Source organism: Arthrobacter sp. 260, assembly GCF_013116745.1.
GTDB lineage: Bacteria > Actinomycetota > Actinomycetes > Actinomycetales > Micrococcaceae > Arthrobacter_D.
The window spans coordinates 1-21495 of the sequence record NZ_JABFOE010000007.1; the positions used below are offsets into that span (position 1 = coordinate 1).

Annotated in this window: 21 protein-coding genes; 12 read left to right on the forward strand and 9 right to left on the reverse strand. The window is 64.8% G+C overall.

Features of this window, described 5'->3' with window-relative positions; genetic code table 11:
* Positions 1–623: 623 nt before the first annotated feature.
* The 10 genes from dnaK (at position 624) to HMI57_RS09365 (ending at position 10228) form a co-directional block, all read left to right on the forward strand.
* Positions 624–2522 carry a molecular chaperone DnaK gene (dnaK, locus tag HMI57_RS09320; protein ID WP_171585689.1) on the forward strand — a complete coding sequence of 633 codons (1899 nt, stop codon included), beginning with the start codon at positions 624–626 and terminating at the stop codon, positions 2520–2522.
* 2 nt (positions 2523–2524) lie between these two features.
* Positions 2525–3235, forward strand: coding sequence for a nucleotide exchange factor GrpE (grpE, locus tag HMI57_RS09325; RefSeq protein ID WP_171585690.1), 711 nt, complete (start codon positions 2525–2527; stop codon positions 3233–3235).
* Positions 3236–3389: 154 nt separating this feature from the next.
* Complete coding sequence (locus HMI57_RS09330; RefSeq protein ID WP_171585691.1) at positions 3390–4412, forward strand: DnaJ C-terminal domain-containing protein; 1023 nt, start codon at positions 3390–3392, stop codon at positions 4410–4412.
* Between the two features lie 28 nt (positions 4413–4440).
* Positions 4441–4854 carry a helix-turn-helix transcriptional regulator gene (locus HMI57_RS09335; RefSeq protein WP_171585692.1) on the forward strand — a complete coding sequence of 138 codons (414 nt, stop codon included), beginning with the start codon at positions 4441–4443 and terminating at the stop codon, positions 4852–4854.
* Positions 4855–4927: 73 nt separating this feature from the next.
* On the forward strand, positions 4928–5527 hold the full coding sequence (locus tag HMI57_RS09340) for a hypothetical protein (RefSeq protein WP_171585693.1): 600 nt from the start codon (positions 4928–4930) through the stop codon (positions 5525–5527).
* A 17-nt stretch (positions 5528–5544) separates the two neighbouring features.
* Entirely contained in the window at positions 5545–6237 is a 693-nt protein-coding gene (locus tag HMI57_RS09345; protein ID WP_171585694.1) for a PspA/IM30 family protein, read from the forward strand.
* A gap of 39 nt (positions 6238–6276) precedes the next feature.
* Positions 6277–6957 carry an SDR family NAD(P)-dependent oxidoreductase gene (locus tag HMI57_RS09350; protein ID WP_171585695.1) on the forward strand — a complete coding sequence of 227 codons (681 nt, stop codon included), beginning with the start codon at positions 6277–6279 and terminating at the stop codon, positions 6955–6957.
* Positions 6958–7082: 125 nt separating this feature from the next.
* A complete protein-coding gene (locus HMI57_RS09355) occupies positions 7083–7289 on the forward strand; it encodes a hypothetical protein (protein ID WP_171585688.1) in 207 nt (68 codons plus the stop codon).
* On the forward strand, positions 7231–7800 hold the full coding sequence (locus HMI57_RS09360) for a TetR/AcrR family transcriptional regulator C-terminal domain-containing protein (RefSeq protein ID WP_171585696.1): 570 nt from the start codon (positions 7231–7233) through the stop codon (positions 7798–7800). The genes HMI57_RS09355 and HMI57_RS09360 overlap by 59 nt, the downstream gene beginning before the upstream one ends.
* 274 nt (positions 7801–8074) lie before the next feature.
* Positions 8075–10228, forward strand: a complete 2154-nt coding sequence (locus tag HMI57_RS09365) for an EAL domain-containing protein (protein WP_171585697.1) — start codon at positions 8075–8077, stop codon at positions 10226–10228.
* A gap of 22 nt (positions 10229–10250) precedes the next feature.
* Here HMI57_RS09365 and HMI57_RS09370 read toward each other — a convergent pair whose 3' ends face one another.
* From HMI57_RS09370 to HMI57_RS09405, 8 genes are all read right to left on the reverse strand, one after another.
* Positions 10251–11057, reverse strand: coding sequence for an ABC transporter permease (locus HMI57_RS09370; RefSeq protein ID WP_171585698.1), 807 nt, complete (start codon positions 11055–11057; stop codon positions 10251–10253).
* Positions 11054–11995: an ABC transporter ATP-binding protein gene (locus HMI57_RS09375; protein WP_171585699.1), complete on the reverse strand. Its 942-nt coding sequence runs from the start codon at positions 11993–11995 to the stop codon at positions 11054–11056. Before HMI57_RS09375 ends, HMI57_RS09370 begins: the two co-directional genes overlap by 4 nt.
* 19 nt (positions 11996–12014) lie before the next feature.
* Positions 12015–12311, reverse strand: coding sequence for a transcriptional regulator (locus tag HMI57_RS09380; RefSeq protein WP_171585700.1), 297 nt, complete (start codon positions 12309–12311; stop codon positions 12015–12017).
* Entirely contained in the window at positions 12304–12951 is a 648-nt protein-coding gene (locus tag HMI57_RS09385) for a hypothetical protein (protein ID WP_171585701.1), read from the reverse strand. The genes HMI57_RS09380 and HMI57_RS09385 overlap by 8 nt, the downstream gene beginning before the upstream one ends.
* A 99-nt stretch (positions 12952–13050) precedes the next feature.
* Positions 13051–14202 (reverse strand): MFS transporter, encoded by a 1152-nt coding sequence (locus HMI57_RS09390; protein ID WP_216607313.1) that lies wholly within the window; start codon positions 14200–14202, stop codon positions 13051–13053.
* A gap of 171 nt (positions 14203–14373) precedes the next feature.
* Positions 14374–15258, reverse strand: a complete 885-nt coding sequence (trmB, locus tag HMI57_RS09395; protein ID WP_171585703.1) for a tRNA (guanosine(46)-N7)-methyltransferase TrmB — start codon at positions 15256–15258, stop codon at positions 14374–14376.
* Between the two features lie 156 nt (positions 15259–15414).
* Positions 15415–16191 carry a type 1 glutamine amidotransferase domain-containing protein gene (locus tag HMI57_RS09400; protein WP_171585704.1) on the reverse strand — a complete coding sequence of 259 codons (777 nt, stop codon included), beginning with the start codon at positions 16189–16191 and terminating at the stop codon, positions 15415–15417.
* Positions 16192–16273: 82 nt separating this feature from the next.
* A complete protein-coding gene (locus HMI57_RS09405; RefSeq protein ID WP_171585915.1) occupies positions 16274–17554 on the reverse strand; it encodes a M20 family metallopeptidase in 1281 nt (426 codons plus the stop codon).
* 303 nt (positions 17555–17857) lie between these two features.
* Here HMI57_RS09405 and HMI57_RS09410 point away from each other — a divergent pair, with 303 nt between their 5' ends.
* Together HMI57_RS09410 and HMI57_RS09415 are read left to right on the forward strand one after the other, a co-directional pair.
* Entirely contained in the window at positions 17858–19540 is a 1683-nt protein-coding gene (locus tag HMI57_RS09410) for a DEAD/DEAH box helicase (RefSeq protein WP_171585705.1), read from the forward strand.
* Positions 19541–19676: 136 nt separating this feature from the next.
* Positions 19677–20078, forward strand: a complete 402-nt coding sequence (locus HMI57_RS09415; RefSeq protein ID WP_171585706.1) for a YccF domain-containing protein — start codon at positions 19677–19679, stop codon at positions 20076–20078.
* Between the two features lie 112 nt (positions 20079–20190).
* Here HMI57_RS09415 and HMI57_RS09420 read toward each other — a convergent pair whose 3' ends face one another.
* On the reverse strand, positions 20191–21450 hold the full coding sequence (locus HMI57_RS09420) for an ATP-binding protein (protein ID WP_171585707.1): 1260 nt from the start codon (positions 21448–21450) through the stop codon (positions 20191–20193).
* Positions 21451–21495: the final 45 nt, after the last annotated feature.

Here is a 21495-nt window from a genome sequence, read left to right on the forward strand (position 1 = left end):
ACACAAACTGGCTCAACGACCATTGACACCTATAGGAGCATCAAAATAAGGGGCAAATTAGGGGTGCTCAGAAAACTTTTTCCACTAATTTTTCGGGGCCAAGATTGCGCTCAGATTGCCGGCATTCAGCGGCCGGTGGTTTGCGTCCGAGGTCGTGGCGGAGCCTCAACACGAGCCCCGACGGAGCCGCTAGCCCTCGACAAAACTCTTGCCAAGAGATTGGAAGTCCCCCAGAGGTGAGATCTGGTGGCTCAAAGAAGGCGGAACCCACCAGATCTCACGCCTCAGCGGATTGGTCCGGGGGCACACGAACACACCGCACCGCACCTTCACAACCCGCAGGCAAACGAAAACATAACGCACGGCACCTTCAGGATTCACCTGCCGAGGGTCGAGGCATGTCGTTCTCTCACGGCTGAACCTCCGGAATCCCACTGAATAAGCGGGCTAAAACCACTATCCGGCAAAAGTTGAGTCCACCCGACTCAACTTCAATTTGACTCTCCATCCACCGAGAGTACAGTTGAGTGAAGAACGCTCAAGATCCAGCTTTCTGGCGAAAATCCGCCAGGCACCGGATCGAGTGATTCCCCTTATTTACGGGCTGTTGAAAGGAAATACGCATGTCACGTGCAGTAGGTATTGACCTCGGAACCACCAACTCAGTGGTTTCCGTACTCGAAGGTGGCGAGCCCACCGTTATCGCCAACGCTGAAGGCGCACGGACTACGCCCTCGATCGTTGCATTCTCCAAGGGCGGCGAAGTGCTGGTTGGCGAGATCGCCAAGCGCCAGGCCGTCAACAACATTGATCGCACCATTGCCTCCGTCAAGCGCCACATGGGCACTGACTGGAGCGTCAAGGTAGACGACAAGAACTACACCCCACAGGAAATCTCCGCTCGTATCCTTCAGAAGCTGAAGACCGACGCCGAGAGCTACCTGGGTGAAAAGGTAACCGACGCCGTCGTTACCGTTCCTGCCTATTTCAACGACGCCGAGCGCCAGGCAACCAAGGAAGCCGGTGAGATCGCCGGGTTGAACGTCCTGCGTATCGTCAACGAGCCAACTGCTGCAGCACTCGCTTACGGCCTGGACAAGGGCAAGGAAGACGAGCTCATCCTGGTCTTCGACCTGGGCGGCGGCACCTTTGACGTGTCCCTGCTTGAGGTCGGCAAGGATGAAGACGACTTCTCCACCATTCAGGTACGCTCCACCGCCGGTGACAACCGCCTCGGCGGCGATGACTGGGATCAGCGCGTCGTTGACTACCTGCTGTCGCAGGCCAAGGCCAAGGGCGTCGACCTGTCCAAGGACAAGATCGCTCTGCAGCGTCTGAAGGAAGCAGCCGAGCAGGCCAAGAAGGAACTCTCCTCGGCCAGCTCCACCAACATCTCCCTGCAGTACCTCTCGGTCACCCCCGACGGACCTGTGCACCTGGACGAGCACCTGTCCCGCGCCAAGTTCCAGGACCTCACTAAGGACCTGCTGGACCGCACCAAGAAGCCTTTCAACGACGTCATCGCTGAAGCCGGCATCAAGGTAGCTGACATCGACCACATCGTGCTCGTGGGTGGCTCAACCCGCATGCCCGCAGTCGTCGACCTGGTCAAGGAACTGGCCGGTGGCAAGGAGCCCAACAAGGGCGTCAACCCTGATGAGGTAGTCGCCGTCGGCGCCGCTCTCCAGGCTGGCGTGCTGAAGGGCGAGCGCAAGGATGTGCTGCTCATCGACGTCACCCCTCTGTCCCTCGGGATCGAGACCAAGGGCGGCATGATGACCAAGCTGATCGAGCGCAACACGGCTATCCCCACCAAGCGCAGCGAGACCTTCACCACCGCTGACGACAACCAGCCATCGGTTGCCATCCAGGTCTTCCAGGGCGAGCGTGAGTTCACCCGGGACAACAAGCCTCTGGGTACCTTCGAACTGACCGGCATCGCGCCAGCTCCCCGTGGCGTGCCGCAGGTCGAGGTCACCTTCGACCTCGACGCCAACGGCATCGTCCACGTGTCCGCCAAGGACAAGGGCACAGGCGCCGAGCAGTCGATGACCATCACCGGCGGCACCGCGCTGTCGAAGGAAGACATCGACCGCATGGTCCGCGAAGCCGAAGAGCACGCAGCCGAGGACAAGGAACGCCGTGAGGCAGCCGACACCCGCAACGGCGCCGAGCAGTTGGCCTACTCGGTCGACAAGCTGATCGCCGACAATGCGGACAAGCTGCCTGAGGACGTCAAGACCGAGGTCCAGGCCGACGTCGACGACCTCAAGAAGGCGCTGGAAGCCAACCCCGAGGAAGCCGGATCGGTTGACGCCGTCAAGGCAGCGTTTGAGAAGCTTCAGGCTTCCCAGACCAAGCTCGGCGAGGCAATCTACGCAGCAGCACAGCAGGACGCCGCCGCACCAGGAGCCGACGCCCCTCAGGATGGGACGACGCCTGACGCCGACTCATCCTCGAGCGACGAGGACATCGTTGACGCCGAGGTAGTCGACGAAGACGACACCAACGAAAAGAAGTAATCATGCCGCACCACGGAAACGAAGAAGAGCACCAGTCCGAACCGGTCAGCTTCCGCGACAAGCGGAAGATCGATCCCGAGACAGGTAAGGTCCGTGGGCAGCAGGACGACGACGGCTCACAGGCTGGTCCCAGCGACCAGCCTGTGGCCCCGGACTCCGTTCAGGATCCGGTCGAGGAAACCGACGCCGACGCCGAAGGGAAGGCTGCTGACGGCAGCGACGCCCTGGCCCAGGCCGAAGCAATCCTCAACGGGATTGACGGCGAAGGGTTCACTGAACCCGCCGCCGAATCGGGCTCCAGTCTGGAGAACGAGCTGCGCACCGACCTGCAACGCCTCTCGGCCGAGTACGTCAACTACCGGAAGCGTGTTGAACGTGACCGGGACGTGGCCCGGGACATGGCAGTCATCGGAGTGTTGAACTCCCTGATGCCCGTCCTGGACGACATTGACGCTGCCCGCCAGCACGGCGACCTGGCCGACGGACCCTTCGCCGCGATCTCCACCAAACTGGAGAACGCGCTGAAGACCTACGGTCTGACCCGGATCGACGAGACCGGTGTGGAGTTCGACCCGAACGTCCACGAGGCTCTGATCCAGCAGCCCAGTGCAGACGTGCAGTTCGACAGCGTCAGCCAGATCCTTCGGGCAGGCTACAAGAAGGGCGACCGCGTCCTGCGGGCAGCCCAAGTGATCGTCGCAGTACCCGAGTAGCGCTCGGCAAGCCGGAGCAGTGCCCGACCGGCGGCAACGAAGTTTCCTGGCTCGCAGAGCTCGCTGGAAACATTAAAGCCGCCGGATCGGACACTGCTCCGGCTCCATCACTACTCACCTATGCTTTGAATTCATATACGAAAGGGGACGCCAATTGGCTAGTCAGGATTGGGTCGACAAGGATTTCTACAAAATTCTGGGTGTCCCCAAAGATGCTTCCGCGGCCGACATCAAGAAGTCGTACCGGAAGCTGGCGCGCAAGCACCACCCGGACCAGAACCAGGCAACCGGTGGATCCGACAAGATGTTCAAGGACATCTCCGAGGCCTACTCGGTATTGTCGGACCCCGAGGATCGTCAGCAGTATGACGCTATCCGCGCTATGGGTGGCGGCGCACGGTTCACCGCCGGCGGTCCCGGCGGTGGCGCTGGCGGCGCAGGTTTCGAGGACATTTTCGGCAACCTCTTCGGACAGGGTGCTGGCCGCCCCAGTGCCGGACGCCAGCGCGGCGGCGGCGCCCCCAACTATGGCAATCTGCCACCCGAGTTCGCCGACCTTTTCGGTCAAGGTGGGGGAGGCGGCTTCGGTCAGGGCAGCGGAGGCGGGTTTGGTGGTTACCAGCCCACCCCACGCAAGGGTGCCGACCGGACCGCGACCACCAGTATTTCGTTCGCCGGCTCCATCAACGGCACCACCATCGGACTGCGCGAGCCATCCGGTGAAGTGATCGACGTCCGCGTGCCAGCCGGCATCAAGGACGGACAGAAGGTCCGTGTCCGCGGTAAAGGGCAAGCCGGCGCAGCAGGCAACGGTGACCTGATGGTCAGCGTCAGCGTCAAACCACACCCGTTCTTCCAGCGCGACGGCGACAACATCCGGGTGCACGTTCCGGTGTCCTTCCCCGAGGCCGCCCTCGGCGCACAGATCGACGTTCCCACGCTTACCGGTGACACGGTCAAGGTGAAGGTTCCCGCCGGGACACCATCCGGCCGCACGCTGCGCGTCAAGGGACGAGGGGTTTCCACCGCCAAGGCGACGGGCGACCTGCTGGTGACCATCGACGTCGTCGTCCCCCAGAAGCTGAACAAAGAGGCCGAGGCGGCCGTCGAAGCGTTTGCCGCCGCTACGGCCGACGCCAACCCGCGGGCGGGTCTTGCCGCGAAGGCAAAACTCTAAAGCCCAAACTGCCTGAAAGGAGGTCACGATGGCAATTGACGCAACCCTGCCCATCTATGTGATCTCCGTCGCCGCCGAACTGGCGGACATGCATCCGCAGACGCTGCGGCAGTACGACCGGCTGGGGCTGGTGACTCCCAGTCGGGCTCCGGGCCGTGCCCGGCGCTATTCGCAGCGGGATGTCACCACGCTCCGTGAGGTGCAGCGGCTTTCCCAGGAGGGCGTTTCCCTTGAAGGAATCCGCCGCATCCTGCAGCTTGAGAACCAGGTGGCCGCGCTCCAGTACCGGGTGCAGGAATTGACCGATGAACTGGCCTCCCGCCGTCGCCAGTCCGACGGAAGCCGGGTCTTCGCCGCGGGCCTCGCCGGCGACGTCGTCACCCTCTCGCGTGGGCAGCGACCCCGCCCACGCAGCCAGGCCATGGTCGTGTGGCGACCGTGACGAGTTGATGACAACTCTGCGCCCGGGGCCCCCTCTGCTGGAAACCGCTGCGGTTACGGTGCAGACTGGGAGTATGCCTCAACAGCTCACCGACGCCGGTGACTCCGGTGACTTCATCATGCAGCTCCTCATCTTTGGCGGGGTGACACTGCTGGTTATCGGCCTGGGATTTGCGTTGGCCACGTGGCTGATTGTCCGCCGGCTCCGCCGCTCCGGAGTAGTGCAGCGCAGCTTCTCCAACGGCGTGCTCACTGCCCGGTCCTACGCCGTCGACGACGGCGTCCGACGGATCGCCCGACTGCGCCTCGACCTGCGACGCTCCGGCCAGGCAACCCGCCGGGCCCTCGACGCCGCGGCGGGCAGCGGCGGTCCCATCGGGGAACTTCCGATGGTTGCTGAGGACCTGTTCCGGGCCGAACGTGCTCTGGAAGACCAGCTCCGCCTCGCCGAACGCGAACCCGACCGCCAGCTCAAACGCGATCTGGCGGGCCGAATCGGTGAGCAGGTCCAGTCCTACGGCACCCTGTCGGCAGACCTTCGGCGCTCACTCATGCAGGCTGGCCAACCGGCTGGCGGTGCCGAAATTCAACGGGCCAGCACCCACCTGACGCGCGAGATCAATGTGCTTCAGGCGTGGAGCAAGGCCTACGGCACCCGCGACCAGATCCAGTAGAGGCTGAGGGAATCACCATGTCACTAGGCCACCGCATCTCCCGTATCGTCCGAGCGAACCGCACCGCCGCGAAGGATGCGAAGCAGAAGCCCACCGACCCGATCCAGACCGTCGAGCAGGCCCACCGGCAGCAGCTGGACCTGGTGGACAAGGCCCGCCGCAGCGTCGCTGACCTGGCGGCCAACCGGCACCGCCTGGATTTGCTCGCCGGCGAAGCCCGGGCCGAGCTGGACCATCTGGAACGCCAGGCCGCGGATGCGGTGAACGCCGGCGACGACGACGCCGCCCGGGCCGCCCTGCGCCGCGGCCTCGCCGTCACGAAACGGCTCGAGACGCTGAGCCGTCAACGGGACGAACTCGATTCACAGGTACGCCAGCTCGACTCCAACCTGCAGCGGCTGGAAACGCGGGTTGAGGACAACGGCATCCGGTACCAGACCCTCAAGGCCAGGCATGGTGCTGCGCAGGCCGAACTCGGCATGCAGGACGCGCTCACCGGATCAGGGCAGGCCGCTGCGGGGGCCGAGGCTGCGGCACGGCAGGCAGAGCTGGAGGCCCGGCGGGTTCAGGCCCAGGCTGCGGCCCACGACGAACTGTCCTGGACCGATCCCAACTCCCGACGGGTCGAGGAGGCCTTCGAGGAGCTGGAAGCCAGCTCGGCGGCGGACCGGGAACTGGAACGCCTGAAGAACCGGCACCTTCGCGACTAGCCCCCTGGCGGATACCCAGGGGTGGGTAGACTCGGCCACATGACAACTATCAGTGGCAGCCACTTCCTGGTGATCGGAGCGACGGGCGTTCTGGGCGCCGCCGTCGCCAGGCAGCTGGCAGGTGCCGGTGCGCGGGTGACGCTCTCCGGCCGGAACGCCGGAAAACTTGAAAGCCTGGCCGCCGAGCTGGGAGATGCGGTGGCTGGAACCGTCGTCGCCGACCTCACTCACCCCAACGCTCCGGCAGAGATCGCCGGGGTCTGCGGTGATCTTGACGGGCTGGTGTACGCGGCGGGAGTAGTCGCGTTCGGGCCGGTAGCCGGGCTCGACGACGAAACCCTGGATGAGCTGCTCCTCGTCAACGTCCTGGGCTACATCCGGCTCATCCGTGCGGTGTCAGCCCAGCTGCAGCGCGATTCAGTGGTGGTCCAGATCAGCGCCGTCGTCGCCGAAAGCCCAACCGCCGGGATGGCCGCCTACTCGGCGAGCAAGGCAGCGCTCAGCGCCTTCGGGAAAGCACTGTCGCTGGAAGTCCGCCGGCAGGGAATCCGGGTGCTCGATGTGCGGCCGCCGCACACCGAGACCGGGCTGGTGAACCGAGCCATTGCTGGTGCAGCGCCGCGGCTTCCCGCCGGGAAAGACCCGGACGCCGTCGCTGAGCGGGTTGTCCGGGCGATTGCCGACGGCGAGAAGGACCTCCCGGCATCGGCATTCAGCTAGGGTGCCGCAGTGATCCATAGGCCAGCGCCGCGGACCTCCTGAGGTCTATCTGGATTGTTGAGATAGTGAACACTCTGGGCGGGTGAAGCGTGCGCCTAATATGGCCACTGGACGGAAAGGGCGTAATGACCGTTGAGCAAACGGAGAGCTCACCGCTTCCGCCGGGAATTGCCATCGCCTGGGCGCTCGGGCGCCCCGCGTCCCGTGGCATGAAGGCCGAGTTGAGTCCGGCCCGCATCATCGATGCGGCAATCAGAATCACCGACGCCGCTCATGCGGGACGGGGCCTACGGGCGTCCGGACTCGCACCAGTCGAAACCGCAAAGTGCTGATCATGCGGTCGATGTTCCACCCGTCGACGGTCCTGGTGACTCGGGCGAATCGGGTAATTCAGGCGGGGTCGGCGACTGGCGGTCGGCGGTCGGGGAGTGGGCCCGGGCAGTTGAGGCCCAGTATCGCGCGCATCCGTGGGTGTTGGAGTATCGCCTCACCGCGCCGCCCGCCACTCCCAACGAGCTGCTGTGGCTGGAAATGCTGCTGCGGGTGCTCGCCACCACGCCGCTTAACTCGTCAGAAAAACTGAGCAGCGCCCTCATGCTCGGAAACCTGGTGCGATCTGTCACGAAACTCGAAATTGATGTTTCCGCCAGCGATTCCCCCGAGGCGCTCGAAGAATATGGATCGTTATTGTTTCGCCTGCTCGATCCGGAAGAATACCGCGAGGTGCTCGGCGTGTTTAGCGACCCCGCCCTCACCGTGATGGAAGCAGAGGGGGCTGAATTACAGTTCGTCTTGAAGCGGTTTCTCGATGGGGTGGCAGTCCTGATCGCCAACCGTTCCTGAGGGCACACCCCGTCACAATCCTTCCTCCGGCCGCCCTATCTGAGGAATCGCGCGCCTTTGAGGCAGTTTTGGCTCAGTAACCTGCGCCGGGTCCCTGCGGCGCACGTGCCCGCGAAATATGAGTCCTATGATTTGTGAACAAACACTGGGGTGCCACAAGGTAGGTAGAATGCAACAGATCAGTGGTTTACATTGCGATCGTTTTGGTACCAATGTGGCCGTAAGCCCGCGTGTGTGGCTTCTCAGACTCACCGGTGCGCTACTTGCGATTTTTATGGTCAGCCTCGCGCTGGTCGGTGAGGGTGTCCTCGACCAATGGGTCGCGACAAGCCTATGCCTGACCACCGAAGCATCAGCGGTCCTCCTGTGTTGGGCCGCCGCGAGCGAAGTAGGCTTTCGGCGGTTGGAAGTGACCCTTGCCGCGTCAGCGGTCACGCTCTATGCCACTGGGGATGTCCTCTATTCCTACCTTTCAAACGGTGAGCCAGCGTTGGCGATCGCCTCTGTGGCGGACGCGGGCTATCTGCTGTTCTCGGTGCTGGTCATCGGCGCTCTCGGCGTGGTGATCCATCGGCAACTGCGCGGCCGGCTCTGGCCGGTGCTCCTTGACAGTCTCGTTGGTACCCTTGCCGCGGCATCCGTGATCTCAATGGTCGTGGCACCCACGCTCAACGCAGTCAGCCTCGGTTCCGTGACCCGCGAATCCACGATTGCCATTGCCTACCCTGTGCTGGATATTGTCACAATTGCGCTGATCGCCGGGATCCTGGCCTCTCAAGGATTGGACCTGGGCCCCCGCTGGCCCATTCTCCTGATCGGATTGGGCCTGTTCGCGGCGTTCGACGTGGGATATGCACTGGATCCGGAGTCCTACTCGGCGGGGTCTCTCTACGACGCTGGCTGGACCGCAGGAGTCGTCGCAGTAGCTGTCTGGGTCGATGGTATCGCCCGGCCCCTCTCTGACCGGCGCCGCGGCAACGCGGGCATCCCAGCACTTGCAGCTCCGATCATTTCAACGGTCGCTGCGTTGGGAGTGCTGGTGCTGGCAAGCCAGAAGCCAGTACCGGTGCTCGCCGTCGTCCTCTCCGGGTTGACCCTCGCCGCCGCAGCGATCCCGCTGAGCTTCCGGCACCGTTTGCAGCGAACGTTGGCCAGAACTGACGACCTCACCGGCCTCACCAACCGCCGGGCCCTCTACGCTGACGTTCCCGATCGGCTGCAGCCGGGTCAACACAGCGCCCTCCTCCTGCTCGACCTGGACCGGTTCAAGGACGTCAATGATGGGTTGGGGCACGACGTCGGCGACGGCCTGCTGCAGCGGGTGGGGGAGCGGTTGACCGAACAGGTCCGCTCGTCCGACCTGATCTCCCGGATCGGCGGCGACGAATTTGCCATCTTCCTGGCCGATGTCTCGGAGGAAGCCGCGGTGGAAACCGCGGCCCGCATCTCCAGGGCGTTGGAGGAGCCGTTCACGATCGGGGGTGTGATAGTGCAAACCAGTGCAAGCGTGGGGGTGGCTCTTTACCCCGAACACGGACCGGAACTTGGGTCATTACTGCGGAGCGCCGACGTCGCCATGTACCGCGCGAAGGCCGACCACAGCGGGCATCACCTCTACCAGCTGGACTACAACGACCACCGCGAAATCCGCTTCCGCACCGTCCAGGAACTCAGGACCGCAATCGCGGAGCGCCAGTTCGTGATGCATTACCAGCCAAAAATCTGCCCCGGAGGTCCGGAGATCGCCGATGTGGAATCGCTGGTGCGGTGGAATCACCCCACCCGTGGGCTGCTGTACCCCGGTTCTTTCCTCCAGCTCGCCGAAGAGGCCGGGCTGATGCCGCAGCTTACCGACGTGATCATGGACCAGGTGCTGGACCAGGCGGTCCGGTGGCGGTCGGAGGGACTTGAGCTGGCGATTGCGGTGAACGTGTCAGCGAGCTGCCTCCGGCAGGACATGCCACACCGGATCACCCGGCTGCTGAGCGCGCGAAACCTGCCACCTTCAGTGATCGTGCTGGAAATCACCGAGGAAATTCTTCTGCAGGAGGGCCCGCAGACAGCCGGGATCCTGCGTGAAATACGCGCGAGGGGCATCGAGATTTCGATCGATGACTTTGGGACGGGCTACAGCTCCCTCGCCTACCTGCGCGATCTCCCGGTCGACGAACTGAAGCTGGACCGGTCGTTCATCGCTCCGATGAACCAGGACCCTCGAGCCACCAACCTGGTGGCGTCGATCATCGACCTGGCGCACAGCCTGGGGCTGCGGATCGTTGCTGAGGGTGTCGAGGACGAGGAGGCATACACCGCGCTGGCCGGCCTGAACTGCGACCTCATCCAGGGGTACTACCTGAGCAAACCCATCCCCGCCGGGGAGCTCAGCGCCTGGATGGCCAGGCGACGGGTGGCAGCAGGTCTGGTCTGACCCTCCCGGCCCGGCAGCCAGGTCACCTGAACCTTCGCCCCTGGTCCCGTCGGTTTGCCCATAGCGCCAGTGCCCCCAGGAGGACTGTCCACGCGGTGATCGTCAGCAGCGACAACACCTCGACCGGGCCGCCCGTGAAGACCTGGACAGAAATGTCGCGCGCGGCCCGTGAGGGCAGGAACAGCGAGAGGGTGTTGAGCCAGTCAGGGAACAGGAACGGCGGCAGGAGCATCCCACCGGCGAATGCCAGCGGGAAGAACACCACCTGTGTCACAGCGATGGCCACCTTCGAGGTGCACAGGTAACCGATGAACAGGCCCAGCGCCAGGAAGGGCAACCCGCAGAGCAGCCACACCACCACCGACAGCGGGACTGTCCACCAGGGCAACATTCCGGTGGTGAATGCGTCGGAGGCCGTGGTGAGGGTTGCTCCGAGAACCAGCACCGGGATGAGGGCCAGGAAGGCGAACAGCATCGCTGTCAGCGCGCGGGCGATCGTCGACGGGAGCGGACCCGCGGGAAGCGTGCGGAGGTAGCTGCTCCACGGGTTGGCGCGGTCTTCGGCAACGCCGATGCCGTAGTTGAACAGAAACGCGCTCATAACTCCGAAAAGTGCCAGCTGCGCCACCGCCGTCAACGATGCCACCGGATCCTGCACTGTTGCCTGCTGGGGGATGACGAAGAAGAGCAGTGCCAGCGCCGGGAAAATTGTCGACGAGATCACCGCGACCGGGATCCGCAGCTGTTCGAGGATGTGCGCCTTGGTGTGCGCGCGGATCAGGGTTGCCTGGGAGGGTGCCGCCGAATGGGGCCCTGCTGAGATTGTCATGACTGCTCCTGACCGATCGTGCGTACCGGATGCTCACCGGTCAACGCCTTGAACGCTTCCTCAAGGCTCGCCGCATGCACTTCAAGCGAACGGACGGCGAGGTCCTCCAGCACCAGGGCTCTCACCGTCGCGTCGCCGTCGGCCGTGACAATGGTGACGCGGCCGTCGTCGTGCGTTTCAACGCCAACGGTATGGGGCAGGGACCCGAACGACGACGCAGGCAACTCGGTCCGGAATGAAACTTTCGTCAGGGTCACGTGGGAACGGATCTCGTCGACGGTGCCATCGGCGATCACCGATCCCTTGTCCATCACGACCACCCGGCCAGCCAGTGCCTGGATCTCCTCCAGATAGTGGCTGGTGATCAGCAGGGTTCCGCCGGCGTTCCGGTAGGTGCGGAGCAGGCGCCACAGGGTGTCCCGGGCCTCCACGTCCAGGCCGGTGGTGGGTTCGTCGAGGATGACCAGCTCGGGCCGGCCGACCAGCGCGAGTGCCACCAGCAGGCGCCGCTGCTGTCCACCCGACAGACCGCCACACTGTTTGGCGGCCATCCCGTCCAGCCCGAAATCGGACAGGAGTTCAGCCGTGGGGATCGGGTCCGGGTAGTGGGCCGCCACAAAGTCGACGGTCTCGCTGACCCTCAGCGTCTGCGGCACGGAGGTGGCCTGCGGGGTTGATCCGAGCCGTAGCCGAGCTGACGGGTCCAGCGGGTTGCGGCCGAACAGGCGCACTTCACCTGCGTCGGCGCGCCGGAGCCCGCACAGCAGGCCGATCAGGGTGGATTTACCGGCACCGTTCGGTCCGAGCAGACCCACCGCCTCACCCGAGTGGATGTTGAGACTGACGCCGTCCACTGCTGTAGCTCCGCCGAAGCGTTTGACGACGTGGGACGCCGAGGCGAGGACCGGCAGATGGTCAGACGGGGTGGGGGTGGTCATGGCAGCTCCGGTCTGGTGGTCAGGAGAGCCCGGCGAGGAGTTCCCGCAGGGCCTTCCGGTAGTCCTCGAAGGCGGCTTTGCCCTTGAGGGTGATGGCGACATAGGTGGCGGGTGTGCGGCCCTCGATGGTCTTGGTGACCTCCACATAGCCTGCGTCTTCAAGCTTGCGAAGGTGGGTGGAGAGATTCCCGGCGGTCATGTCCAGGATCTTGCGGAGCTTGGTGAACGCAATACGGTCCCCTTCGCCCACCTCGTTAAGGGTGGTGATGGCGCGGAGCCGGGATTCGGCATGGATGATGGGGTCGAGTTCAGGCATTGGACTGGGCCTGCTTGCGGCGACGAACGGTCTCCAGCACCGCAGCCACCAGGAACCCCCCGGAGCCGAAGATGAAAAAGACTGTGAGGTAGTGCTGGGACCCGCTGAGAAGGGCGGCCATGTCCACGACCAGGAACCAGACGCCCATGACCGACTGGGTTTTGTCGTTGAACGTGGTTCCTCCGGTGATGTAGAGGAGGCCGACAATCAGGATGGCGATCCCGTTCATCAGCATGCCGCGAACCCAGAAGTCGTCCACCACACCGACGATCACGCCGCTCAGGGTGCCCATCACCAGGAAGCCCAGTGCCCAGGCCACTCCATACATGGTGCCGGTGAATGAGCTGTGCCCGCGGATTCCCCGGCTGTAGCGGCCGGCCACGACGATGGTGACCACGATCGCGAGGAGGATAGCCACGCCGAAGACGGCAAGGGCCGGTTCATGGTCGATCGGCAGCCAACCGAACCGGGAGCCGTGGAGAGTGCCGAAGCCGAGCAGCCAGGCCAGGCCCCACACCAGATACTGCAGTGCCTCGTTGCCGCGTAGCTCCCGCCGGGCGGTATCTTCGGCACTTTTCACCAGCCGGAGGGCGGTGTGGAGATCGAGTGGCCGGTCGTCGTCGAGCGCGTCGTGGGTCATGTGCTTTCCTCATCCTTCAGCTTCGCAAACGAGTTTGTCATGCAAACCAGTTTGTGCGCAAGGGTTTCAGAAGAAGAGACCTGCAGAAGTGGGAGAGTGCTAGTGGTTGGGGGCACCGCGGAGGGTGCCGACGGCGAGTGCCCCGGACAGGACGGCGAGCGACGCAGCGTAGAGGGCCACCCCGTTCCACCCGAAGCCGTCGAAGAAGAAGCCACCGGTCCAGCCGATCAGGCTGGATCCGGCGTAGTAGAAGAAGTTGTAGAGGCTTGAGGCCTGGGCACGCCCGACGTCGGTGAGCCGGGGAGTCCAGCCGGCAGCCACCGAGTGGACGGTGAAAAAACCGCCGGTGAAGATGATCAGGCCCACGATGATCAGAGGCAGAGAATCGGCGAGCGTGATGATCAGGCCGAGGACGATCACCGGGATGCCCGCGACCATCACCTGGAGCCTCCCGAACCGCACCGCGAGCGTGCCGGCCACCCTCGAACTGACGGTCCCGGCCAGGTAGGCGAGGAAGAGGAGGCTGATGATGGCGACGGGAAGACCGAAGGGCGGTAGCTCAAGGCGGAATCCCAGGTAGTTGTAGACCGCCACAAAGCCGCCCATCAGCAGGAACCCCTGGGCGTACAGGCCAAGCTGCCGCGGCGACCGGAGATTGTGGACAATCCGTTCGGCGAGTTTCGGCCCAATGCCGCGGACCACCGGCACGAACCGTCGAGGTGCTGGCGCCAGCCAGACAAAGGCCACCGCAGCCAGGGCCGCCATCAGGCTGGCCGTGAGAACCCCTGCCCGCCAGTCCAGGAGGTCCGCCACCGGTCCGGCGACCAGCCGGCCCGACAGCCCGCCGATGGTTGTCCCTGCCACGTAGGTGCCAGCGGCGACGGCGGCATGGAGTCGCTGCACTTCCTCGTTGAGATAGACCAGCGCGATGGCCGGGATCCCACCCAGGGCCGCGCCCTCCAGGAAGCGCAGCACCAGCATGAGCTCGAAAGTGGGGGCCAGCGGGACCATCAGCCCGAAGGCGACGGCGGCGCTGATCGCCCAGGTCATGGTCCGCTTCCGGCCCGCCCGGTCGGCCACCCAGGACCAGGGGATGACCGCCAGGGCCAGCCCGATGGTCGCAGCGGACACGGTCAGTGCTGCCTGGGCGGCCGAGATGGAGAAGTCACTGGCGATACTGGTCAGGACGCTCTGCACCGAGTACAGCTGGGAGAAGGTAGCGACCCCGGCGAAGAACAGGGCCCAGAGCATCCGGTTATAGGCGCGGCTGCCTTTCGGGTGGCCCTCCCACGCCTCGTGCGGGGTCACCGGCGCTCACCGCGTGCAGGTTTCCCCAGTTTCTCCGGGCCCGTACGGCGTGTCGGCGGCGGCACGCCGCGGTTCGGGCGCGGGTGCTCGGAGATGGTGGGCAAACCTGTCCGCCTAGATCTTGCGGTAGGTCAGGTCGAAGATCATCCTGCCGGCCTCATGGGCCTTGTTCTCGAAGCTGGTGAGGATCCGGCCGTCGAAGCGCGGGGCCCAGCCTCCGCGGGTGTCGATTCCCTCATTGACGCCGGTGTTCCCGGTACTGACCGGGTCCTTGCCCTCACGGACGGGTGCCCCGCCCACCACCAGTTCCACGCCGCTCTCCCACACCTGGGTGAGGGGGCTGTCGGCGCCGGTGCGCTCGCCGTCGTGCACGTTGGTGAAGTGTGCCGAACCCGCCAGGACGTCGCGCATCTGCACGGCGTAGTCGGACCAGTCGGTGGCGAGACGCCAGAGCCCACCGTCGGCGAGCACCCGCGCCGCGACCTCGGCGAAGTCATCCTTCACGAGGCGGCGTTTCCGGTGGCGGGTCTTGTGCCAGGGATCGGGGAAGAACACCCAGAGTTCGCTGACCGAGCCGGCTGGCAGCATGGTGGCGAGGGCCTCGGCGGCGTTCGCCTGTGCGACGCGGACATTGGTGAGCTGTTTCTGCTCGATCCGCAGCAGGGTCTGCGCGAGGCCCGGCTTGTAGACCTCGAGGGCCAGAAAATTGGTGTCGGGCTGCAGCTCGGCCGCGTGCGTGATGGCCTCGCCCAGGCCTGACCCGACCTCGACGACGAGCGGTGCCTCACGGCCGAACTCGGCACTGGCGTCGAACCGGTAGCCAGGGTCGACGGAGGTATCGGCCATCGTGTTTCGCGGGACCTCGACCACAAACCCGTCGAGTTCCGCCCACGCCTGGCGTCGTCGGCCCTGAAGCCGGGAGCCCCGGCGCACGAAGGACACGGGCTGGGAAAGGTGCGGACCGGGGGTCGGTGACGGGGCTGCTGGGTGAGTACTCATTGTTCTAAGGGTATCCAAGCGAACGAAACGCGCCCGCAGCAGGGGGGTGGGACGGTCCGCTGTCGCAGACCATCTCCATCCCTCACTACGGGCGCGTTCGTGGGACCGACTTCCAGGGCAGCGCAGAGACTGCCGCCTGGCCCGTCAGAAGGGGGCCTAGTGGTCGGACTCGGCTTCCGCGGCGGCTGCTGCCTTCTCGGCGTCCTTCTGGGCGCGCAGCGCCTCGGCTTCGCCCTGCTCCTCGGCCTTCTCCTGGTGGATGACCTCGGCGAGGAGTTTCTCCATCTCCTTGGCTACCCCAGCTGCTGACGCGGGGTTCTGCCCGGTGACCAGACGCTCGTCGACGATGACCTTCTCTTCGAAGACCCCCGCGGAGACGTGGGTGGCACCCTGCTCCTCCAGGCGGTCAGCCAGGAAGAACGGGACAATCTTGTCCTTGTCGGCGGCGACTTCCTCGTCGTTGGTGAACGCTGCAACGCGCTTGCCCTCGACCAGCCGGAGACCGTTCTCCAGCTCGACGTTTAACAGACCTGCGGGTCCGTGGCACACGGCGCCCACCACGCCACCGGCGTTGTACACGCTGGCGACCAGCTTCTGCAGGCCCTCGCTGTCAGGGAAGTCCCACATGGTGCCGTGCCCGCCCACCAGGTAGACGGCGTCGTACTGGGAGGGGTCCACCACGTCGACGCGCGCCGTGTTGTAGAGGCCGGCTTTGGTGGTCTCATCCTCGGTGAAGGCGACCTGGATGGGGTCGGAGGTATCCACTTCGTCCTGGGGTGGGACGCCGCCCTTGATGGAGGCGAAGTCGACGAAGTGACCTGAATCCTTGAAAACCTTCCACGGGTGGGCAGCCTCGGCCACGTTGTAGCCGGTCTTCTCGCCGGTGTCGCCGAGTTCGGAAACGCTGGTCAGTACAAGCAGGACTTTTTTCATGGGGAAACTCCTCTAGTCGTTGTTCCCACCCTAGGCGAGGTGCACCGACAGTGCACTCCGGCAGGGGGACAGGGACGCCCAGTCAGCTCCCGACGGCGGCCAGCTCGGCGATCCGGGACAGGGCCAGCTGTGCGTACAACGCCGCGCCGTCGGCCAGCACGTTGTCGTCGAAGGTGGCGTACGGGGAGTGGTTGAACGCACTGGTCGCCGGATCGGCGCCCGGGGTTACCGCTGAGAGGAAGACGAAACTGCCCGGGACGGCCGCGAGAATCCGTGAGAAGTCCTCGGACCCGCTCAGCGGTTGCGCCATCCGCGAGTATCGGCCGGAGCCGAACAGGCCGGCGATGACCGATTCGGCCCGCACCGTCTCAGCGTGGTCGGTGACCGTCAATGGGTACTCGGTCGAGTAGTTGACCGTGACCTCCAGACCGTGCGCCGCGGCGATTCCCTCCAGCAGCCGCGGCACCACTGCCTGCATCTTCTCCCGGTTCGCCTCCGAAAAGGTCCTCACCGTCGCCTCGAAGACCGCCGACTCAGGGATGACGTTGCGCTTGGTGCCAGCCCGCAGCACACCCACCGTCACCACCACCGGATCGAACATGTTGAACTGCCGGGTGATCATCACCTGCAGCGCGGTCACCATTTCCGCTGCCGCAGTGACGGGGTCCTTCGCCAGGTGTGGAGCGGAGCCGTGGCCGCCAGCCCCGTGCACTGTGACATGCAGCCCGTCGGAGGCCGACATCAATGTGCCGGGACGGGTCGCCAGCTGTCCGTTTGGCTGCAGCGCCGACATCACGTGCAGCCCGTACGCGGCGTCGGGGGCCCGCCCCGCCGCCTCCAATACACCCTCCCGGATCATCACCCCGGCACCGTCGAAGCCTTCCTCGCCGGGCTGGAACATGAGGACGACGTCGCCCGCCAGTCGGTCCCGTCGGTCCGCCAGCAGGGTGGCCGCCCCGGCCAGCATGGCGGTGTGCAGGTCGTGGCCGCACGCGTGCATGGCGCCGTCGATGTGCGATGTGTACTCGACACCGGTCTGTTCCTGTACCGGCAGTGCATCCATGTCTCCGCGCAGCAGCACGACGGGCCTGGTCGTTGACGTAGCAGCCGGCCCGTGGCTGCCCTGTCCGCGGAGCACAGCGGTGACTGAAGTGGTGTCCGTTCCCAGCGTAATTTCGTAGGGCAGACCGTCGAGCGCCTGGAGCACTTTTTCCTGGGTGCGGGGGAGGGACAAGCCGACTTCAGGTTCCTGGTGCAGGCGGTGCCGCAAACGCACCAGGTCGCCGTGGAGGCTTCGCGCGTCGTCGAGCACTGAGTGGTCGAGCACTGAGTCACTGAGCGGTGTGTCATCTGGGTGGGTCATGGCGGCCTCCGGGTATGTGGTGTCAGTCACGTTCACCCCCAGTTCACGGCCAAACGGGCCATGGCGCAAGTCAGTAGCCGCGAACGCTGATAGAGTTGAGGGACTTGTCTGCGTGCCAGCCTGGGTGGAAGTACCTCACACCTGCTGGAATCCAGCGCAGCTTGCGTCGATGAACGCATTCTTTTGTCCCGCATTTGAGCTCCCAACATTGTGAGCGCGGTTGACACTGTCTGACTTTTCTTCGGCGAACCCCTCGCGTCAACCGATTCGTGGGGAAGATGAGAAGAAAGTTCGTGTACCTACATGACTACTTTTGCTGCACTCGGTGTGCCCAAGGCCCTGGTCCAAACCCTTACCGCCCAGGGAATCACCGAACCATTTCCCATCCAGGTCAAGACCCTGCCGGACACGCTGGCTGGCCGTGACGTTCTCGGCCGCGGCCGCACCGGCTCCGGCAAGACCCTCGCCTTCGCGCTCCCCATGGTGGCCCGGCTGGCTGAGCAGGAAGCCGCATACCGGCGGAAGCCCGGACGCCCCCTGGCGCTGGTGCTGGCCCCAACCCGCGAGCTGGCCACCCAGATCAACGCGACCATCGAGCCGCTGGCCACCGTGCTCGGCCTGAACACCACTGTCATTTACGGCGGTGTCTCCCAGGCCCGACAGGAGAAGGCACTGCGCGCCGGCGTCGACATCGTCATCGCTTGCCCAGGCCGCCTCGAGGACCTGATGCGCCAGAAGCTCATCACCCTCGACGCTGTCGAGATCACCGTGCTGGACGAGGCCGACCACATGGCCGACCTCGGCTTCCTGCCCGTCGTGAAGAAGCTCCTGGACACCACGCCCAAGGAAGGCCAGCGCCTGCTGTTCTCCGCCACGCTGGACAACGGCGTCGACAAGCTGGTTCAGCGCTACCTGACCAACCCGCTGACCCACTCGGTGGATGACCCCCAGGCGTCAGTGACCACCATGGAGCACCATGTCCTGCTGGTCGGGGACCAGACCCAGAAGAAGCAGCTGATCGTTCAGCTCGCCTCCGGCAGCGGACGCCGCCTGCTCTTCATGCGCACCAAGCACCACGCACGGAAGCTGGCGAAGACCCTCACCGACGCCGGCATCCCCGCCGTTGACCTGCACGGCAACCTGTCGCAGAACGCCCGCGACCGTAACCTCGCAGAGTTCTCCTCCGGCGACGTGCGTGTCCTCGTCGCCACCGACGTCGCCGCCCGCGGCGTGCACGTGGACGACGTCGAATTGGTGGTCCACGTGGATCCCCCCACCGAGCACAAGGCCTACCTGCACCGCTCGGGCCGTACCGCCCGTGCTGGCTCATCCGGCACCGTCGTGACGATCACCCTCCCGGAACAGAAGTCCGAGGTGCAGAAACTGATGCGCGCCGCGGGCGTCGATGTTGCCTTTGAGAACGTGAAGGCCACCTCGCCGCTGGTCGGCAAGCTGATCGGTGATGTCGCCGAGAAGATCGACCCGCGCACCCGCGCGTCACTGGTTGCCTCACGTGAAGCACAGCGTGGCGGTGGCACCTCCACCGGAGCCAACGCACAGCGGAAGCGCCGCGGCACGGCGCCACCCTCGTCGGGTGGACGTGGCGGCCGTGGCGGTCGCGGGAAGGTTTCCGCCGAGTCGACGGGGAACCGGTCCGATCGTCGTCAGGATCAACCACGCGGCCCCCGCTTCGGCGCAACGGCCGGTGCCTCGGCCGGTAGCTCCAACGGCGGCGGACGCCGCCGCGACGACGACCGTCCCACCGGCTCGGGAACGGGTGGCGGCAACCGCACCCGACGTCCGGCCGGTGCACGCGCTGCCGACGTCGCCTCCCAGGGTAAGGCGCCTCACCGCTCCAGCAGCGCGGGCGCCAAGCAGGAGCCGGGCAACCAGCGCAACCACACGCCGTCGGCCGGTGCAGGACGCCGGTCCAGCGGACCCCGCCGGGCCACCGCGCCCGCGTCGAACGACCGTCGCAGCAACTAGGCTCTGACCACGAAAGTGCCCTTCCCGTTCACGGGGAGGGCACTTTTGCCTTTCCCCGGGGACGAAAGCTGATGATCGGCACACTCAGGGGTGTCCCCCATAGACCGCCGCAGTGCACTCAAGGAAGATGGAAACCATGAACGCAATTCTGAATGTTATCTGGCTGATTTTCGGCGGCATCTGGCTCGCCCTGGGGTATGTCCTGGCGGGAGTGATCTGCTGCCTGCTGATCGTGACGATCCCGTTCGGGATTGCGTCCTTCAGGATTGCCGCTTACGCCATCTGGCCTTTCGGCCGCACGATAGTGGACCGGGGCGGACGAGCTTCGACCTTGTCGAGCATCGGCAACGTCATCTGGCTAATCGTCGCCGGAATCTGGCTGGCCATCGGGCACGTTCTGACGGCAATCCCCATGTTCGTGAGCATCATCGGTATTCCCCTCGGCATTGCGAACCTCAAGATGATCCCGGTATCCCTGACACCACTCGGCAAGGAAATCGTCGAGACGCGCGGCAGCCGGGTCCCCCAGCTGCGCTAACTGCCGAAGGGTCGGCCAGTACTTCGGAACCAGTTGCCAGCAACGCACCCCTCCGACGACTGACCTGAGAAAGCCACCTTGATCTTGGAGAAGCCCTCTGCGCTCACGGCGACTAAGCGGCAGAAGGAACCCTGGTGAGGGTGGCCGTCACAGAGGTTCCCCCAGTTCCACCCGACACGACCTCAAGGGATCCACCGGCCTCCCGGATCGTGTCACGCATCAGGCGCAACCCGAAGTGGCCCTCACCGGAGCTGGCCTCCGGGTTGAACCCGCGCCCGTCGTCTCGAATGGTCATGACAGTGGAGTCGTCCTGCCTGAGCAGTGAAAGATGAACCGTGTTCGCCTGGGCGTGCTTGACTGTATTCATCAAGACCTCCCGGGCCACCCGGTAGAGCATGACGGCCTGATCCCGGTCAATGTCGCAGCTTTCGGGGATCTGAAGAGCCACAGTGATACCGTGATCCTTCATTGACGCCGCTAGGCGGCTCAGCGCTTCGGGAAGCCCCAGCTTGTCCACATCAGGGGGGTACAACTCGCTGGTCATGGCGCGCAGGGTTCTGACATTCTCCTGGAGGATAGACCTGACCCGGGCAAAGAGGGGACGCTGCTCCACGGCGCCGTGGTCCTCCTCAGCCTCCATGACGTACGAAAGACCAGCAAGATCCTGGATCACCTCGTCGTGCAGGTCGCGGGCGATGCGCCGTCGCTCCAGGTCTGACGCTTCAATGGCATACTGCAGCAGTTTGCGCCGGGATACTTCCTGCGCCTTGATGCGGCGTGCCAACTGGATGCCAGGCACCAGTTGCGCCAACTGCAGGACCGCGAACGAAAGAAGAAATATTGGCGCGATAGCCAGGAGCACCATGCTCTGTTCATCGCGGACGGCGTCGTCGTCGTAGTAGGCCTCGAAGATCAGGGGCTCCCCGTTTGCCGCAGCTGATTCGACATACACCTCCACCAGTTCGCCGGAACCGGACTCAAACTCGTTCTCCAGTTCATTCTGGTCCTCAAGAGCGGCGTTTCCCCCGGTGCCATCGAGCATCTCAGGGTCTAGAGGCATGAACTGTTGTCCAATAAGAGAGTGCACATCCGAATAAACAATTGTGCCGTCGGCAGTCCAGACCTTGATCCTTAGCACGGCACCGCGTTCCAGCCAGGGTTGAAGGCGCGCATCGAGGTCCTCAATAGCCGCGGGATCCCCCGCCAATAATTGAGTGGTGACCAGCGGGCTGATGGCGTAGTCGGCTAGACGTTGCGTAATGAGCCGGGCATTAACGAGGGCATGATTCTCGGCTTCGGCCCTGATCCAGAAGGCTACGGGTGTGGCGATAAGCACCGTGACAAGCAACCCGGTCCAGAGGAACCGCGCCACGGCCCGTCTGACCTCCGATCGCTCGGCGACGGTTGGGCTCCCAGG

Coding starts and splice junctions, on each gene's coding strand:
- HMI57_RS09365 (WP_171585697.1), top strand. CDS start 8,075: ATGGTCAGCCTCGCGCTGGTCGGTGAGGGTGTCCTCGACCAATGGGTC.
- HMI57_RS09400 (WP_171585704.1), bottom strand. CDS start 16,191: ATGAAAAAAGTCCTGCTTGTACTGACCAGCGTTTCCGAACTCGGCGAC.
- HMI57_RS09380 (WP_171585700.1), bottom strand. CDS start 12,311: ATGCCTGAACTCGACCCCATCATCCATGCCGAATCCCGGCTCCGCGCC.
- HMI57_RS09350 (WP_171585695.1), top strand. CDS start 6,277: ATGACAACTATCAGTGGCAGCCACTTCCTGGTGATCGGAGCGACGGGC.
- HMI57_RS09335 (WP_171585692.1), top strand. CDS start 4,441: ATGGCAATTGACGCAACCCTGCCCATCTATGTGATCTCCGTCGCCGCC.
- grpE (WP_171585690.1), top strand. CDS start 2,525: ATGCCGCACCACGGAAACGAAGAAGAGCACCAGTCCGAACCGGTCAGC.
- HMI57_RS09405 (WP_171585915.1), bottom strand. CDS start 17,554: ATGACCCACCCAGATGACACACCGCTCAGTGACTCAGTGCTCGACCAC.
- HMI57_RS09355 (WP_171585688.1), top strand. CDS start 7,083: ATGACCGTTGAGCAAACGGAGAGCTCACCGCTTCCGCCGGGAATTGCC.
- HMI57_RS09415 (WP_171585706.1), top strand. CDS start 19,677: ATGAACGCAATTCTGAATGTTATCTGGCTGATTTTCGGCGGCATCTGG.
- HMI57_RS09340 (WP_171585693.1), top strand. CDS start 4,928: ATGCCTCAACAGCTCACCGACGCCGGTGACTCCGGTGACTTCATCATG.
- HMI57_RS09360 (WP_171585696.1), top strand. CDS start 7,231: ATGCGGGACGGGGCCTACGGGCGTCCGGACTCGCACCAGTCGAAACCG.
- dnaK (WP_171585689.1), top strand. CDS start 624: ATGTCACGTGCAGTAGGTATTGACCTCGGAACCACCAACTCAGTGGTT.
- HMI57_RS09410 (WP_171585705.1), top strand. CDS start 17,858: ATGACTACTTTTGCTGCACTCGGTGTGCCCAAGGCCCTGGTCCAAACC.
- HMI57_RS09375 (WP_171585699.1), bottom strand. CDS start 11,995: ATGACCACCCCCACCCCGTCTGACCATCTGCCGGTCCTCGCCTCGGCG.
- HMI57_RS09345 (WP_171585694.1), top strand. CDS start 5,545: ATGTCACTAGGCCACCGCATCTCCCGTATCGTCCGAGCGAACCGCACC.
- HMI57_RS09390 (WP_216607313.1), bottom strand. CDS start 14,202: ATGCTCTGGGCCCTGTTCTTCGCCGGGGTCGCTACCTTCTCCCAGCTG.
- HMI57_RS09370 (WP_171585698.1), bottom strand. CDS start 11,057: ATGACAATCTCAGCAGGGCCCCATTCGGCGGCACCCTCCCAGGCAACC.
- HMI57_RS09385 (WP_171585701.1), bottom strand. CDS start 12,951: ATGACCCACGACGCGCTCGACGACGACCGGCCACTCGATCTCCACACC.
- trmB (WP_171585703.1), bottom strand. CDS start 15,258: ATGAGTACTCACCCAGCAGCCCCGTCACCGACCCCCGGTCCGCACCTT.